At 33.5% G+C, this 15,472-nt stretch carries 14 protein-coding genes and 1 pseudogene; 4 read left to right on the top strand and 11 right to left on the bottom strand.

The features are described 5' to 3' along the window. The first annotated feature begins 89 nt into the window (after positions 1–89). A complete protein-coding gene (locus AAHM80_RS08240; RefSeq protein ID WP_342259880.1) occupies positions 90–1,331 on the top strand; it encodes a site-specific integrase in 1,242 nt (413 codons plus the stop codon). A gap of 30 nt (positions 1,332–1,361) precedes the next feature. Here AAHM80_RS08240 and AAHM80_RS08235 read toward each other — a convergent pair whose 3' ends face one another. Beyond that, positions 1,362–2,171: a DNA adenine methylase gene (locus AAHM80_RS08235; protein ID WP_410521535.1), complete on the bottom strand. Its 810-nt coding sequence runs from the start codon at positions 2,169–2,171 to the stop codon at positions 1,362–1,364. A 574-nt stretch (positions 2,172–2,745) separates the two neighbouring features. Here AAHM80_RS08235 and AAHM80_RS08230 point away from each other — a divergent pair. Then, positions 2,746–3,765, top strand: a complete 1,020-nt coding sequence (locus AAHM80_RS08230; protein ID WP_342259878.1) for a HAMP domain-containing sensor histidine kinase — start codon at positions 2,746–2,748, stop codon at positions 3,763–3,765. Between the two features lie 302 nt (positions 3,766–4,067). Here the strand turns inward: AAHM80_RS08230 and AAHM80_RS08225 are convergent, their stop codons facing one another. From AAHM80_RS08225 to AAHM80_RS08185, 9 genes are all read right to left on the bottom strand, one after another. Continuing rightward, complete coding sequence (locus AAHM80_RS08225; RefSeq protein WP_410521534.1) at positions 4,068–4,466, bottom strand: transposase; 399 nt, start codon at positions 4,464–4,466, stop codon at positions 4,068–4,070. A 155-nt stretch (positions 4,467–4,621) separates the two neighbouring features. Beyond that, positions 4,622–5,053: a helix-turn-helix domain-containing protein gene (locus tag AAHM80_RS08220; RefSeq protein WP_342259877.1), complete on the bottom strand. Its 432-nt coding sequence runs from the start codon at positions 5,051–5,053 to the stop codon at positions 4,622–4,624. Beyond that, positions 4,992–5,123: a hypothetical protein gene (locus AAHM80_RS08215; protein ID WP_342259876.1), complete on the bottom strand. Its 132-nt coding sequence runs from the start codon at positions 5,121–5,123 to the stop codon at positions 4,992–4,994. The genes AAHM80_RS08220 and AAHM80_RS08215 overlap by 62 nt, the downstream gene beginning before the upstream one ends. A 457-nt stretch (positions 5,124–5,580) precedes the next feature. After that, entirely contained in the window at positions 5,581–6,612 is a 1,032-nt protein-coding gene (nuoH, locus tag AAHM80_RS08210) for an NADH-quinone oxidoreductase subunit NuoH (RefSeq protein WP_341748258.1), read from the bottom strand. Further along, complete coding sequence (gene nuoG, locus AAHM80_RS08205) at positions 6,609–8,783, bottom strand: NADH-quinone oxidoreductase subunit NuoG (RefSeq protein WP_342259875.1); 2,175 nt, start codon at positions 8,781–8,783, stop codon at positions 6,609–6,611. Before nuoG ends, nuoH begins: the two co-directional genes overlap by 4 nt. Before the next feature lie 297 nt (positions 8,784–9,080). Beyond that, on the bottom strand, positions 9,081–9,434 hold the full coding sequence (locus tag AAHM80_RS08200; RefSeq protein ID WP_342259874.1) for a TrbC/VirB2 family protein: 354 nt from the start codon (positions 9,432–9,434) through the stop codon (positions 9,081–9,083). A 244-nt stretch (positions 9,435–9,678) separates the two neighbouring features. Further along, positions 9,679–9,858, bottom strand: coding sequence for a proline/betaine transporter (locus AAHM80_RS08195; protein WP_342259873.1), 180 nt, complete (start codon positions 9,856–9,858; stop codon positions 9,679–9,681). Beyond that, positions 9,852–10,412 carry an IS630 family transposase gene (locus tag AAHM80_RS08190; RefSeq protein ID WP_342259384.1) on the bottom strand — a complete coding sequence of 187 codons (561 nt, stop codon included), beginning with the start codon at positions 10,410–10,412 and terminating at the stop codon, positions 9,852–9,854. Before AAHM80_RS08190 ends, AAHM80_RS08195 begins: the two co-directional genes overlap by 7 nt. Then, positions 10,406–10,906: a helix-turn-helix domain-containing protein gene (locus AAHM80_RS08185; protein ID WP_342259385.1), complete on the bottom strand. Its 501-nt coding sequence runs from the start codon at positions 10,904–10,906 to the stop codon at positions 10,406–10,408. The genes AAHM80_RS08190 and AAHM80_RS08185 overlap by 7 nt, the downstream gene beginning before the upstream one ends. Before the next feature lie 66 nt (positions 10,907–10,972). Between AAHM80_RS08185 and AAHM80_RS08180 the strand changes: the two are divergent. Next, positions 10,973–12,499: pseudogene (locus AAHM80_RS08180) on the top strand (toprim domain-containing protein); the annotation flags it as partial. Positions 12,500–12,534: 35 nt separating this feature from the next. Beyond that, positions 12,535–13,572 carry an Rpn family recombination-promoting nuclease/putative transposase gene (locus AAHM80_RS08175; RefSeq protein WP_342259872.1) on the top strand — a complete coding sequence of 346 codons (1,038 nt, stop codon included), beginning with the start codon at positions 12,535–12,537 and terminating at the stop codon, positions 13,570–13,572. A 185-nt stretch (positions 13,573–13,757) separates the two neighbouring features. Here the strand turns inward: AAHM80_RS08175 and AAHM80_RS08170 are convergent, their stop codons facing one another. After that, on the bottom strand, positions 13,758–15,461 hold the full coding sequence (locus tag AAHM80_RS08170) for a type IV secretion system DNA-binding domain-containing protein (protein ID WP_342259871.1): 1,704 nt from the start codon (positions 15,459–15,461) through the stop codon (positions 13,758–13,760). Between the last annotated feature and the right edge of the window lie 11 nt (positions 15,462–15,472).

Here is a 15,472-nt window from a genome sequence, read left to right as displayed (position 1 = left end):
ATTAATTCTTGCAAACTATTTCTATTAGCGGTAATTCTTTAAATATGAAAATAATTAAAAATAATCAATGTAATTCAAGGTAGGTATCTATGACAATCAATTCATTTAACTTCACTAAAGAGATTATAGAAAAAATTACCCCTCCTCCAGCGGAAAAAAATAGTAAAGGCAAAGTTATCCGCCCTAAAATTGTCCAACATGTTTATAGTGATACCAAAGAAAAAGGACTAGTCCTGAATGTATCATATTTAGGAACTAAGAGTTTTTTTCTAAGCAAAACAATTAATGGTACACGTCACAAAATTAAATTAGGTTCTTTTCCTCATAAACTAGAATCTTCTCCTGATGATATTTCTGTTACAGTAGCAAGAGCAAAGGCAGCAGAGTTTAAAAATCAGCTTGCTAAAGTGATAAATCCTACTTTAGCTAAAACTCAAGAGTTAAAAAAGGAAAAACAAGAAGAACAGGGAATGACCTTTAAAGAATTTTTTGATAATAAATATATTGAAAACTATGCCAAGCACAAAATAAAGCGTTGGCAAAACGTTGTTGCTGATATTAATAGACAAGCAGAACATCTTTATACTAGAAAGCTATCCACTATACAGAGAGATGATGTACAAAAGATTTTTAATGACCTAACCAAAGATGGCAAAAAAATCATGGCTAATAAATGTGTTCAGAGATTCATAGGAATATTTAATAGAGCAGTTGAATGGGGGATATTAGCAAACAATCCAATAACTGGTATTACAAAACATCCGGAAAAGTCAAGGGACAGGTATTTACTTGCTGAAGAAAAAGAATGTTTTCTTGAGGTTGTAAAAGAAGAGCCTCAAATAATACAAGATGTTATTCTTATGCATTTGTATACTGCAGCTAGGAAGGGCGATATTTTGACAATGCGGTGGGATAATATCAATTTAACTGATGAAACATGGTATGTACCTAACCCTAAACAGGGTGTGCCTTATTTAGTTCCTTTAACAAAACAAGCTATGGAAATATTAAAGGCAAGAAATGAGCAACGTCATAGTGAATGTCCCTGGGTATTTCCAAGTGATCATGATAGTAAAAGTGGACACCTAGAAGATCCCAAAAGAGCGTGGAACAGGATTAGGAAAAAAGCTGGTCTAAAAGATTTTAAGTTACATGATCTTCGTAGAACTATGGGAAGTTGGATGGCTATTGCTGGGGCAAGTCAGTATGTCATTGGTAAAGCTCTTAACCATAAAAATCCTAGGTCAACATCAATTTATGCACGATTAAGTATTGATCCTGTTAGAGAATTTATGGAAAAAGCCAATAGTATCTTTGATAAAAAAGCTTAGCCACTTTGAAGATTTATGTTGTGATAACTTCTACCTTAAAGGATAATTAGTAATAACAAGCTCTTTAGAGATTTTTTTCTGTCTGGTGATAGCGTATTTAATGTCAACAGTATTTATGATAAAATCTTGGTATATATCTCTGATAAAGTCGCTATCACTATTAGAGATCATTAGTTTTACCCCTTTGCTTGTTAGTTCCTTAGCAAAATCTTTTAACCTGATTTGTTCCTTCTTATCAAAGGGTAATCTAGTATAAAATCTCTCTCCAGTTTGGTAATAAGGTGGATCAAAATAAACAAAGTCATTTTCCTTAGGTTCGATAAACGAAAAATCAGTGACATAAATTGTGGCATCACTTAAAAAACTGCTACATTGTTGTAGTTTCTTATCAAAATTAGCACTATTATATTTCTTAGAAGAAAAGGACAAACAAAGCTTACCACTCTTATTAACTCGATACATACCCATGAAAGAATATTTATTTAAGTAGAGAAACCTAGCAGTAATGTTAGTTGGATCATTGCTGTCATTATGTTTTTGTACACGATAATAATATTTTTTCGAGTGTTGCTCTTTATGGGCTGCAAATAAATCACTTACTAATGTTGGATTCTTTTTTATAGTATTGTAGCTAGTAATTAACTCTAGGTTAATGTCAGATAGAAAACATTGCTTACACCTATCTTTTATTTTGAAGAATAACGCACCACCGCCAAGAAAAGGCTCATAATAATTATTGAAGGTGGCAGGAACATATTTTATCAATTGATCAGCAAGTTTTCTTTTACCACCAACCCAGGTGAAAAATGGTAACGGTTTGTTTTTGGTAGTAGTCATGATTATAAGTATTTAAGTAAGACTTAATATGAATAATTGAGCTAACAGCTCAATTAATAAATAGCTCATTTATTGTATCATAAATATCACAAGAATACTACAAGAATCGTCAATATATTGGTAACAGGGTCGTTTAAAAGTCATAACCAATGAAACACCCCCTTGCTTTTGCTATACAATTAGCTTTGTTGAGTGGTAAAGAAACCTGATACAAATATAGGTAATATTTGCTTTAGATCAGAAACGCAGTATTTATACACTGTAAGCCTTATATTATAAGGCTTACAGAATGATTTGCTATGTTAAGCAGCTAATTTATGGCTTACTTATAAGCCATTTAGCTACCAACTAATAATAATTTTATCCACTGTCTCTAGATTAACACTATTCTAAAAATTTTTAAAAAAAATTACTAATAGGCTAAAAAACCGCTGTACTCTAGGAAATAATCAAGGTATGTCTAAAAAGGATAGCGTATGGTGCGATATCAAGCGACGAGGTTAGAAACAAGAACTACAAAATTTTTAAATCTAACCTCGTGCTTCTATTTTCTCAACGAACAATAGGAATTGATTGTATGACTACCGATGATAAAAATCAACAACAAAACAAAATTTCCAATGAAAAAAATATAAATAAAAATGTTACCAGTGACAACATCCCTGGAACTAACAATGAAACAAATAATATCAATAGTGATATTATTGTTGAGCTACAACAAACCAAGAAAAAACTAAAATTAGCTAATTTACTCCATAAAGACTTTATAACAAATACAGCTCTTAGCATAAAAACTCCGTGTACTAGCATTTTTGCACTTGCTCTAACACTCCTTGAAATAGAGAACAATAACGTTAAAAAGTTGTCTATAGCCGATATTGCTGATTGTACTAAAGAACTAATTGATTACTCGACAAATATGCTAGATTTTGTTGAGTGTTATTCAAGCTTAATGTCTACCACAAACGTAGTATCAGTACCAATAATTTCTAAGAAATTCAACCATGAAAAATTAGTAAGCAGAGTTATTAATAGGCTAAAACTAACCTCGAAATATAAAGGCATAAGGCTGGCAAAGAGTTTTGTTGATATTCCAGATACCATTGGTGATAGTTATCGAATTGAGGCAATATTAACTCAGTTAGTTAGTAATGCTATTAATTTCACTGAAAAAGGTCATGTTTTCTTAAACAGCGATTTTTTTCCTGCATGTACCGTACTATTACAAAATAATAAAGAGTCTAGTGGTGTAGAATCTGCAGAAGCTCAGAAAGCTAAAGATGTTTTACAATTCGTTGTTCATGATACAGGTATTGGCATGTCTGAAGAAAAGCAACAATATATTTATGAACAATTAAATAGTCTTGATAGTTCTAGCTTTACTAGCTCGACTAGCAAAGATACTGGTGAGAAATTGGAATCTAACTCAAGCTCAGAATCAAATTTAAAATTAGGATTAGGTTTGAGCTTAGTCAAACAATTTATTGCCGATCTAAATGGTAAAATTGAGATTAGCAGCCAACAAGGTAAGAGTACAACCTTTACTTTACAAGTACCAGTAAAATTACCTTTAACCAAAGAGCGTAGATATGATTAACAATATGACTAATAACTTATAATTGGACTTTGGACAAAATAATTTAGCCTATATTTAGCAACTTATAATTTATCTATTATGTAAAATAATTTACCTAAAATTGTAAAAATATTAACTATAGATTAATAATAATTTTAGAAAGTTAACCTAGAATACTAGGTTTGTATCAAACTTTCTATTTTGTGAAAAAACAGGGATTTTTGTCCAAAGTCCAATTATAAGCTAGTGACATTATTTCAATAGCTATAACTATTGAAATAATGTCACTAATATTCTACAACGAATTATACCAATTGCAATAATTAACACGGTGTATTTATCCAGTCTCTATACATAATTGATTTTACTAAATCTACATTATGAGCAAATTGATTCCAAGCGTAACAAGCCATAGTGACGATATCTTCATATACACCATAACATTGGTTAGACAAGAAATGATTTTTGATCCATTCCCAAACTTGTTCCATTGCATTAAGTTCCGGTGCATAGGGCGGAAGCGGTATCAAAGTGATATTGCTTGGCACAGTTAGTTTTTTGGCTGTGTGCCAACCTGCATTATCCGTTAGTAAAGCTATATGTCGGTTGCCTTGAATACTGCGAGAAAGGTCTTCTAAGAATTTATTCATTGCCTGTGTATTTGCATATGGTAAAATTAATGCAAAAGCTTCTCCTGTATCATGGCAAGCAGCTCCATAAATATATGTTGAAATGAATTGCTGTTGCCGAACTTTACGGGGTCTAGTGCCACGCTTAGCTCATATACGAGTTAAGCTACCTTGTTGCCCAACTCGAGTTTCATCCTGAGACCATATATCAACTTTACATCTATCGATATTTTTTGGTAATAATTCTGTTAGCATGTCTGGGAAGTTTTTTTATATGTATTTTGAGTCTCTTGATTTGACTTTGGATGCATTGAACGAGAAGTAATCCAGCTAAAACCAAGGCGGTGCATAGTATTGTAGACTGTTTTTAAAGTACATTTAGCACCATATTCCTCAAGTAACATGATATGTAGCTCCTTTCCAGTTATATACCCACCAGTTTTACTTTCACTGAGCGTATTGATTTTATCAAAAAGAGCAGACTCTTGTATAGTGTTAATCTTCCTAGGGGCACCGCTTCTTTGTGATTCAAATAATCCTTCAAAACCATGATTCCTAAATCTTCTGAGCCATGATTGCACAGTTTTCCAGTGTGACTTCACTATTTCAGATATGGCTTTAAAAGATTTGCCTAATTGAAGGTAATACAATCGCCAATAAACGTATACGATTTCGACCATGCGGCTCATGTTTCATCATTTTTATAAAATCATGACCATGAAAACCTTGCGGTAATATTAACCTAGCCATTTGAGTACCTTTATCAGGTAAAAACCCATTTTACACCACTGCGTTAATTATTGCAATTGGTATTAGATATTGCTGCCTTGTTTGTGTGGCCTCTGTATTTTCTACTACATACGATAGCAAGTTATAAGGCGATTTGGGAGATTATTTTCATACCCTTCAAATGGGATAAAACTCAGCATGGGATTAGTACTCTAGACCTTGAATAAATCAGGGTATACTCGGTCAACTTCAAGAATTAAGGTCGTCGTGTCTAAATATCCATAGTATCTTACATTTTTCTATAATCGTCATAGCAAGGCTCTTTAGATGCCGTGGCGATCCAGGTAAACAGCGAAGCTGTTTTTTTAGAGTAACGCTTCGCGTATTCTAGATTGCCGCGTCGCCGCTTTTTCGCGACTCCTCGCTAATAAACGATCAGCAGCCATTTTAATAGTGGTTATATAAAAAATGTAGGGTACTATGGCAGAATAGTATGGTTTGGCAAATTATCGGTAAACATTAGAACGCTTGATACTAACACCACCCAAAATAAGGTAAAAGGTAAAAATACTTTCCAACCTAAACGCATTAATTGGTCGTAACGATATCTAGGCAATGTTGCTCTTATCCATAAAAAACAAAATAATAAAACCCCGGTTTTTAGTACAAACCACATAAAACCTGGCACAAAATTTAAGACTTTAATGCCAAAAGGTGGCAAATAGCCACCTAAGAAAAATGTGGTGGTCATACCGCTAGCTAAAATCATATTAGCGTACTCACCAAGAAAAAATAATGCAAATCCCATGGAAGAATATTCAACATTATAACCAGCAACTAGCTCAGACTCAGCTTCTGATAAATCAAAAGGCAATCTGTTCGTTTCTACAAGTACTGATATGAAGAATATTACTGCCATAGGTAACAACATCAAATCAACCCACCAAGGCAATAATTGTTGCCTTTCTATGATTTCTGAAAGATTAAGCGTCCCCGTTGTTAAAAGTACAGTAACAATCACCAACCCTATAGATACTTCGTATGAAATCATCTGAGCCGACGAGCGAACAGCCCCAAGGAAAGCATATTTCGAATTACTTGCCCAACCCGCTATGATTACACCATAAACAGCTAACGATGAGATTGCCATAATATACAAAACACCAACATTTATGTTAGCTAGTACAAGTTTCTTATCAAAAGGTATTACCGCCCAACCAATTAAACTAAGTACAAGGGTAATCATAGGTGCTAGGGTGAATAATATTTTGTCAGCTTGGTTTGGTATAATTGTTTCTTTAAATAATAGTTTTACTGCATCGGCAATTGGTTGCAATAACCCAAAAGGTCCTACTACATTTGGACCTTTTCGGAGTTGCATTAGCCCTATTACTCTTCGCTCAGCATAGGTAAGGTAAGCTACGCACAGCAAAAGAGGAATAGTGATAGATAAAACTTTCAAAGCTACAATAATTAATGGCAATAGATATTGTTGAAAGAACGATATCATGCAACTTTTTCCCTTTCTTGCTTTGACTCCACACATTTTGCCATAGTAACAGATGCTCTACTAATCGAGTCTGTCATATAGTAATTTATAGGTTTAGTCACTATATCGGATTTAAGTAAATTATCGAGGGAGGTAAATTGTATAAACTCACCACCTATTATCTCAGAAATATTAGCAAATATACTCTTCTGCTTTGAAGAATTGGCTTCGCAAAACTGCGTGGTATTCGCGTGCTCACGTACTTCATGTACGCTCCGCTCGCTCCCCCCTTGTTTTTCGTTCCAATTCTTCAAATCATTTGAGTATACCGGAAACTCGGCTGCCAACTTATTTCTTATTTCCATTAAATTGCTCATGCCAAGATCTAGTCCTAAATTATTGGCAAGATTATTTATAATAACCCAATCTTCTTTCGCTTGTCCTACCGGACTAGTTGCTGCCCTAGCATATTGTGGTCTTCCTTCAAAATTTACGTAAATAGCATCTTTTTCTGTATAGCTACTAGCAGGAAAAATGACATCTGCTGCATTTGCTCCATTATCACCGTGATGCCCTTGATACACTACAAAAGACGATCTGATTTTGCTCATATCAATTTCATCGCTACCTAGTAAATATACAAACTTAATTTCACCCTTTTCTGCCTTCTGTAAAATTTCAGAAACACCATTACCGCCATTTTTAGGACTAAAGCCTATGTCTAAACTACCGACCATTGACGCATGATTATGCAGTATATTAAAACCATTCCAATCATCTCTAACTATCTTATATTTATCTACCATCTGATGAATGAGTGCCAAAATAGCATAGCCATCATCTCGAGAATATACACCATCACCAATAATTATAACTGGATTTTTTGCATGTTCTAATTCCTTAGCAAACTGATGTTTCTCTGATATTATTGCCTTAATTATGTTAGGGCTAGCCCCTAATTCATTTATATAGTAAGTTTGGTTAGTAATATTGCCAATTCGAGCTACTTTTAGCTTTCCTTCTCTTTGCAATATGCCAATACGAGCATTCAGGACAGGAGCTACTTGCCTGATATTTGCACCAATTAACAAAGCTAGATCAGCTTCTTTAAGTCTAGAAATTGTTGTGTTAAATAGATAGTTCCCCCTACTAGATTGGTCTATTTTATAATTAAACTGGTTGCTGTCAAAATTGTTACATCCAAGCTTCTGTAACAATGTTTTTAATAAAAACATTGATTCGGTACAGGCAAGTGTTCCAGCTATTGCCGCCATTTGATTACCGGCAAGAGACTTTAATTTTTGTGCTACTAGTGCAATAGCATCACTCCAAGAAGCTTCAACTAATTTACCATTTTGTCTTATATACGGAGAATCTAACCTTTGGTATTTCAAGCCATCATAAGCAAATCTTGCTTTATCTGATATCCATTCTTCATTGATATCATCATTAACCCTTGGTAATATCCTCATTACTTCAGATCCCCTACTATCAACCCTTATATTACAACCTTGTGCATCCAATACATCTATTGACTCAGTCTTTGTTAGTTCCCAACTACGAGCTTTAAAAGAATAAGGCTTGGAATTTAATGCTCCAACTGGGCAAATATCTATAATATTGCCTGATAATTCCGATTCAAGACTACGTTCAAGATACGAGGTTACCTCCATATGCTCTCCCCTGTAAAGAGTTCCTATCTCCTCAACTCCAGCAATATCAGTGGCAAACCTTATACATCTAGTACATTGTATGCATCTAGTCATATGAGTCTTAATCAAAGGTCCCATATACTTATCTTTGACTGTTCTTTTATTCTCCGAAAATCTAGAACTTGCTTTACCATATTTAAAGGCTTGGTCCTGTAAATCACACTCACCTCCTTGATCACAAATAGGACAATCTAGGGGGTGATTAATCAATAGAAATTCCATCACTCCTTCACGAGCCTTTTTAACACCTATGGTATTAGTGTGGATAACCATACCTGAAGTGGCAGGCATAGCACAAGAAGCAATGGGCTTGGGAGATTTTTCCATCTCCACCAAGCACATACGGCAGTTACCGGCAATCTTCAAACGTTCATGAAAACAAAAATGTGGGATTTCTATACCAAGCTTGCTGCAGGCACGAAATACGGTTGTGCCTTCCTCTACTTCGACTTCAGTACCATCTATAGTAAGTTTTATCATGATATATTGTATTTTATATTATACCATTTCCCAAAACTAAATTGCTACTCGGAGTACGAGTGTCGAGCACCGGAGCGTACATACTAGTACGTGAGGAGCGGAGATCATGAAGTACGACAACGTGATAATTAGTTTTCGGAAATGGTATTACGTCGAAATTATACCACATTATATGTTACTCACTAATCTAAATTTTCCAATTTTGCAAAATTAACTAACAAAAAGAAAGTAGAGATCTGTATATCATAACTTTTTAGGCTATTTTTTAGATCTCCGCATTTAAGATGAAAAGACTACTTAAGTTCCTTGACATGCATCAGTATCGGCAGCACTACCAGCTACCATGTTTATAATTTCGGGAGCCTTAAACAATATTATAACACCAGTCACAATAACCAATGCAACTTCCCATTTTAATTGTCCTCTGAGAGTTTGAATCCCTAGAACAACTATACCAATAATTGCTATACCACGAGCTGTATTACCACGAAATGTTTTGATCATCTTACACAATACATCACCTACTGGATCAGCAGTACTAGCAAAAGCATCCGATGCTGTAGTAATTAGAGCAATGCTACAAAGAATAAACAGCAAACGCCACACAAAACTACTATCAAACTGTTCAGAATAGGACCTACAAATATTCATATTTTACCTCGTTAACGAATTGTTTTAGACATGTGAATGATTCTATACTGTACATTTTTACAGTTCAAGGATTAATATAGGGTGATCGTAATCTAATTAGATAATTGCTGGAGAAGCAAGGTTTACGTGGTGTTTTAGTCACAATTTTTGCAAGTTTAATTAATACTCCCGATGTTATCCCTGCACTTTCGGATGTCATCAACTATGATTTTAAACCGATGTCTTACATTAAATTGAGGTTACACTATGTAGTTCTCTTTTGTGGGTAACTTCTAGAGTCTTTTTCTAACTTCTCAAAATGCAATAGCCCGTAGGCAAAAGCTATAATTGTAGGAATCATAATAATCAATATCCCCCAATTGCCAAAATAGTCAATAATATAAATGAAACCAAAAGAAGTAATACCAATTGCAATAATTAACACGGTGTATTTATCCAGTCTCTATACATAATTGATTTTACTAAATCTACATTATGAGCAAATTGATTCCAAGCGTAACAAGCCATAGTGACGATATCTTCATATACACCATAACATTGGTTAGACAAGAAATGATTTTTGATCCATTCCCAAACTTGTTCCATTGCATTAAGTTCCGGTGCATAGGGCGGAAGCGGTATCAAAGTGATATTGCTTGGCACAGTTAGTTTTTTGGCTGTGTGCCAACCTGCATTATCCGTTAGTAAAGCTATATGTCGGTTGCCTTGAATACTGCGAGAAAGGTCTTCTAAGAATTTATTCATTGCCTGTGTATTTGCATATGGTAAAATTAATGCAAAAGCTTCTCCTGTATCATGGCAAGCAGCTCCATAAATATATGTTGAAATGAATTGCTGTTGCCGAACTTTACGGGGTCTAGTGCCACGCTTAGCCCATATACGAGTTAAGCTACCTTGTTGCCCAACTCGAGTTTCATCCTGAGACCATATATCAACTTTACATCTATCGATATTTTTTGGTAATAATTCTGTTAGCATGTCTGGGAAGTTTTTTTATATGTATTTTGAGTCTCTTGATTTGACTTTGGATGCATTGAACGAGAAGTAATCCAGCTAAAACCAAGGCGGTGCATAGTATTGTAGACTGTTTTTAAAGTACATTTAGCACCATATTCCTCAAGTAACATGATATGTAGCTCCTTTCCAGTTATATACCCACCAGTTTTACTTTCACTGAGCGTATTGATTTTATCAAAAAGAGCAGACTCTTGTATAGTGTTAATCTTCCTAGGGGCACCGCTTCTTTGTGATTCAAATAATCCTTCAAAACCATGATTCCTAAATCTTCTGAGCCATGATTGCACAGTTTTCCAGTGTGACTTCACTATTTCAGATATGGCTTTAAAAGATTTGCCTAATTGAAGGTAATACATCGCCAATAAACGTATACGATTTCGACCATGCGGCTCATGTTTCATCATTTTTATAAAATCATGACCATGAAAACCTTGCGGTAATATTAACCTAGCCATTTGAGTACCTTTATCAGGTAAAAACCCATTTTACACCACTGCGTTAATTATTGCAATTGGTATTATATATTACGCTGGGAGAAAGACGGTAAAATAGCAATGAAGATTAAAGGAAGCAAGTCTGGAATATGGTACGATTTTAGTAAAGGTGAAGGTGGAGACTTATTTACCTTAGTACAGAGAGAAAGAAAATGTAACTTTATTCAAGCTAAGAAATATTTACAAGAAATGGTTGGTATTTCAACTGTCTATAAACAAGACCTACTAGTAGATTTGGTAGTAGATAAGTCTTACAGGCAAGCTAAAATCCAGAATCAACAAGAACAAGACAAAGAAGTAGCTAAGATAAAACAAGCGGAAGGATTATATGAAAAATCAAGTTCTGTACTATATTCTACCAATAATAATGTAGCTAGACAATATTTAGATAAGCACCGTGGAATTGAGGTAGTATTAAAAAAATTTCAATTAAGCCAAGACCTTAAAACTAACATGATGTGGGATAATGGAAGCAAACAATATTATCCAGCCTTAATTGCCTTCGCACGAAATCAAGAAGGTAGAATCACTGGTGGACAATCGATCTATTTAAACCAAGAAACAGGTGCTAAAGCTGATATTGCCGTTAATAAACGTTCATTTGGTAAAATTAGTGGTTCTTTTGTGGAAATTCAACAAGATAATCAACAGGAGAATAAGTTAAGGAATAATATAACAATTATAGCAGAAGGAGTAGAAACAGCTTTAAGCTTGCAGGAAGCAGGTATTAAAGGTAAAATCATCTGTAGCTTAGGGATAAATAATATCAAGAATTACCAGCCTACAACAGGCGAGAAGATAATTATTGCTGCCGATAATGATGGACAAAGTAGAATATTAGTTAATACTGTCACTAAAGCTAAAGAACAATTAGCAAATAAAGGGGCAGTAATATCGGTAATAATGCCGCAAGATATAGGGGATTTTAACGATATGCTCAAAACTAAAGGAGTAGAATCTATTAAAAATCTTATAGAACCTGAAATAGCAAAATTAATAACAAATGAAACACTAAACGAAAAAACAACTAAATTTACTGAGTCATTAAAACCAATTTACAATAGTAAGACTGATAATAATCAGTCACAAATCACATCTATAGAGTTAGAGCTTAGAAAATCAGCAAGTAATAATATGTTACAGGAGTTTCAACAGCAGATAAAATTATTAGAAAGATTTACTACCAAAGAGAATATAAATACAGCCTTACAAATATATAAGGGAAAAGGCATAGAGTCTTTTATTAGCTATAGTAATGATAGTTGTTCCAAAGCTATTGAGCAAAAAATAACAAAAGATTTGCAAATAATGCAGAATAAGTTTGACCCTAATTATAATCTTAGTACTGTTAAATTTTATGATATAGTAATAAATGATTTTAAAGGTAAAAGCTACTTAGTAGCAGAAGATTACTTGGTTGCTATAGGCAAAGATAAACAAGTGATGCAATATATTAATCCACAATCAGTAATAGGTAAGGAAATAAAAAATGAATTACAAAATGCGGTAGAGACGCAGAAAAATCAAGGAATAATAGTTAAAGGTACTATATAGGTTATATTAAAAATAATAATTAACTAATTAAGAATATGTCAAACCAACTAAAACATGATGCATTGTTTAAAAAGATAATGGTCAATCAAATAGCAGCCCAAGAATTTTTGGAGCATTATTTACCAGAAGAGGTTAAGGAAATCGTTGATTTAAGCAAAATAACAATAGAGAAAGAATCATTTGTTGAGGATGACCTAAAAAGAGCTCTTAGTGATTTAGTCTATTCTGTTAAGACTAAAGATAATGATCAAGCCTTTGTTTATGTGTTGATTGAGGCAGAGATAAGACCAAAATATTGGATGGCACTCAAATTATGGAAATATATGTTGTTATTAGCTGAAAGACATAAAAAAGGTAGAAATAAATTACCATTGATAATACCAATGGTGTTTTATCATGGTACTAGAAGGTTTAATGTGCCAAAGAATTTGTTTGAGTTGTTTAGCGATCCCAAACTTGCAAAGCAACTAATGTGTGAGGATTATAAGCTAATAGATTTACAAGCAATGTCTGATGATGAGATAAAGCAGAAGCAACATTTTGGCATGTTAGAATTTATGATGAAAAATATACAGAAGCGAGATATATTGAAGTTGTGGGATGAACTTTTAACAAATTTTAAACCATATATTAGTATAGATAAGGCAACAGGCTATATTTACATAAAATCATTTTTATGGTATAGTGACGCTAAGATAGAAGAAGGTAAGCAACAAGAGCTAGAAAGGCTAATAGCTAGTCATTTAACTGCAACAGAAGAGGAGAATATTATGAGAACTATTGCTGAAAAATATATTGATGAGGGTGTAGAAAAGGGTATAGTTCAAGGTATCCAGATTGGTGAAGCTAAAGGCATCCAAGTCGGTAAAGCTGAAGGTAAAGCTGAAGGTAAAGCTGAAGGTAAAGCTGAAGGTAAAGCTGAAGGTAAAGCTGAAGGTAAAGCTGAAGGTAAAGCTGAAGAGAGAGTTGAAATAGCAAAAAAAATGTTAGTTCAAGGCTCTGATTTTACCTTTATTTCTGCTATAACTGGTCTTAGCAAATCTTTTATTCAATCTCTTGCTCAGAAAAAATAATTTATTTTTAGTAATATTTTGAGATAAGCTGAGCAAATTTTTATGATACTAATAGATTAAAAAAATAAACCTAAATTAGCCATTTAGAGATGGTTTATAGTGCAATTTCCTCTTTTTATACATTTTTCCCCCTACATAAAGCTACTTAATCCCTCTAAAAACGCCTTAAAATAGTTTTTGATATTTTAATGAGTTTGCAAATTCATTGTGAGTTTAGTAATAGGAATATTACCAGCAAGCCTAACATAACAAGTAAGGTCTGGTAGGTTCATAATTTCAGATGGCATTACTAATAATTTCTTTCTCTCTATGTTGTTAATATTTACTCCATCCCGCATAGTGTTAGAGCCATAAGAAAGATTTTCTTGTGTTTCAATGATTTCCTGCTCACCAAGCATTAAAGCACTTCTATGAGCTGTTTGTTGGTCACTAACTCGAAAAATAAACTTACTGCTAAATAAATCAAGCATCGAGCTACTGCCGGCAAAACCATATATTTCCTCTAGCTGATAAATATTCTGCATACCAGCAACAAAACATCCACCATATTTACGTGCTTCAGCTAAAGCAACTGGCAAGGCAGGTATTTTTTGTAAGGCTGGTAGTTCATCTACAATAAACCACATATTGTTATTACCTCTGGTATTCCTATCCATTAGAGCTTTGATAGCAATACTTATCCAAGCAGAAATTAATGAACGCAATGTTACTCTTTGATTAGGTGTGCTAGTTATAAATAACCAACCTGTTTCAAGTGGATCACTAAACCATCTTCTAATACTAAAATTACCATTAGGCTTTAAATGTTGTAGAGCAGCAATATTTTTACCAATAGTTGCTTGAATACCGGAAGATGTCTCGGGTGCATTATTACTTATTATACCTGCTACTGCAGTATTTTTAAAAATTTTAGCAAATTGTCTATTATCAGAATAGATAATGCTATCAATTAGCTTTTTTATATCTTTACTATCTTGATATAGTTTTAATCCTTCAGATAAGACTAGCTCGGCATTCTTAGCAAAAAAATCATCTAACCTAGGATTATAGCCGCTAAAACTACTTGCTATATTATCAAAATCAGCAATCTCATAACAATCATTCCAAGGCAACCAATGCTCTGTACAATCTGCAAAGGGGTTAAGTAATTTATCACAACTAGAGTCAAAAAATCTATCAACAAAACTACCAGTAAGATCAACAATAATGGCTCTATCTTGTTGTCTTCTAATTTGTGGTAGTAACTCATTTAGCAAATTAGTTTTACCGCTGCCAGTAGTTCCAGTAATTAGAATATGTTGCCTCTCACTATTTTTAACTAACGGCAAATCAGCAAATTTAATTTTTGAGGCTTTATTATTTTGATGCAGCATTTTAGCCAACATTTTAGCTTCTACAAAATCTGCTCCTCTAATTTTATCTTTACTAATTGTTTTTTTGCCTTGGTAGATAAAGAAGATTATGGAAGTTATTACCCCAATAGTAAAGATAATTATCCCTTCTAACCAAGCTGAGTGTAATAAAAATTGTCCAATTTTCTCAATCCTTGCTCCGTGAGGTGTAACATACCAGAACTTATCAATGAAGCTTTGAGCATTACGATAAACCCAAGCTTTCTGTTCTAAATAATAGAATTTGATGCCTATTTGATTAACAGGATAAAAATATTGTCCTACTGCAAGTTTTAACTGAACATAACGCTCTATTATAAAATAATAAAAACTAATTAAGGATAATTTCTGATATATACGCCATATTAGCCAACTGATAGTTAGTACTAACCCAACCATAACAGCATTTATACTTCCTTGTCCAAACATTCGGAGTTGATGAGCAAAGATTTGTGAGCCTCGAGTAAAGTTATTTTGATTATGATTTTGATAGCTCATTAAGTGTGTTA

The sequence above is a fragment of the Candidatus Tisiphia endosymbiont of Metellina segmentata genome, assembly GCF_964030715.1.
Taxonomy (GTDB): domain Bacteria; phylum Pseudomonadota; class Alphaproteobacteria; order Rickettsiales; family Rickettsiaceae; genus Tisiphia.
The sequence above is the reverse complement of the archived record's forward strand: the minus strand, read 5'-3'. Positions and strand labels throughout refer to the sequence as shown.

Bases quoted from the DNA above. Each gene is read 5' to 3' on its own strand.
- AAHM80_RS08220 (WP_342259877.1), bottom strand. From the start codon at position 5,053: ATGGTCGAAATCGTATACGTTTATTGGCGATTGTATTACCTTCAATTA.
- AAHM80_RS08185 (WP_342259385.1), bottom strand. From the start codon at position 10,906: ATGGCTAGGTTAATATTACCGCAAGGTTTTCATGGTCATGATTTTATA.
- AAHM80_RS08240 (WP_342259880.1), top strand. From the start codon at position 90: ATGACAATCAATTCATTTAACTTCACTAAAGAGATTATAGAAAAAATT.
- AAHM80_RS08230 (WP_342259878.1), top strand. From the start codon at position 2,746: ATGACTACCGATGATAAAAATCAACAACAAAACAAAATTTCCAATGAA.
- nuoH (WP_341748258.1), bottom strand. From the start codon at position 6,612: ATGATATCGTTCTTTCAACAATATCTATTGCCATTAATTATTGTAGCT.
- AAHM80_RS08170 (WP_342259871.1), bottom strand. From the start codon at position 15,461: ATGAGCTATCAAAATCATAATCAAAATAACTTTACTCGAGGCTCACAA.
- AAHM80_RS08200 (WP_342259874.1), bottom strand. From the start codon at position 9,434: ATGAATATTTGTAGGTCCTATTCTGAACAGTTTGATAGTAGTTTTGTG.
- AAHM80_RS08190 (WP_342259384.1), bottom strand. From the start codon at position 10,412: ATGCTAACAGAATTATTACCAAAAAATATCGATAGATGTAAAGTTGAT.
- nuoG (WP_342259875.1), bottom strand. From the start codon at position 8,783: ATGATAAAACTTACTATAGATGGTACTGAAGTCGAAGTAGAGGAAGGC.
- AAHM80_RS08215 (WP_342259876.1), bottom strand. From the start codon at position 5,123: ATGGCTAGGTTAATATTACCGCAAGGTTTTCATGGTCATGATTTTATA.
- AAHM80_RS08175 (WP_342259872.1), top strand. From the start codon at position 12,535: ATGTCAAACCAACTAAAACATGATGCATTGTTTAAAAAGATAATGGTC.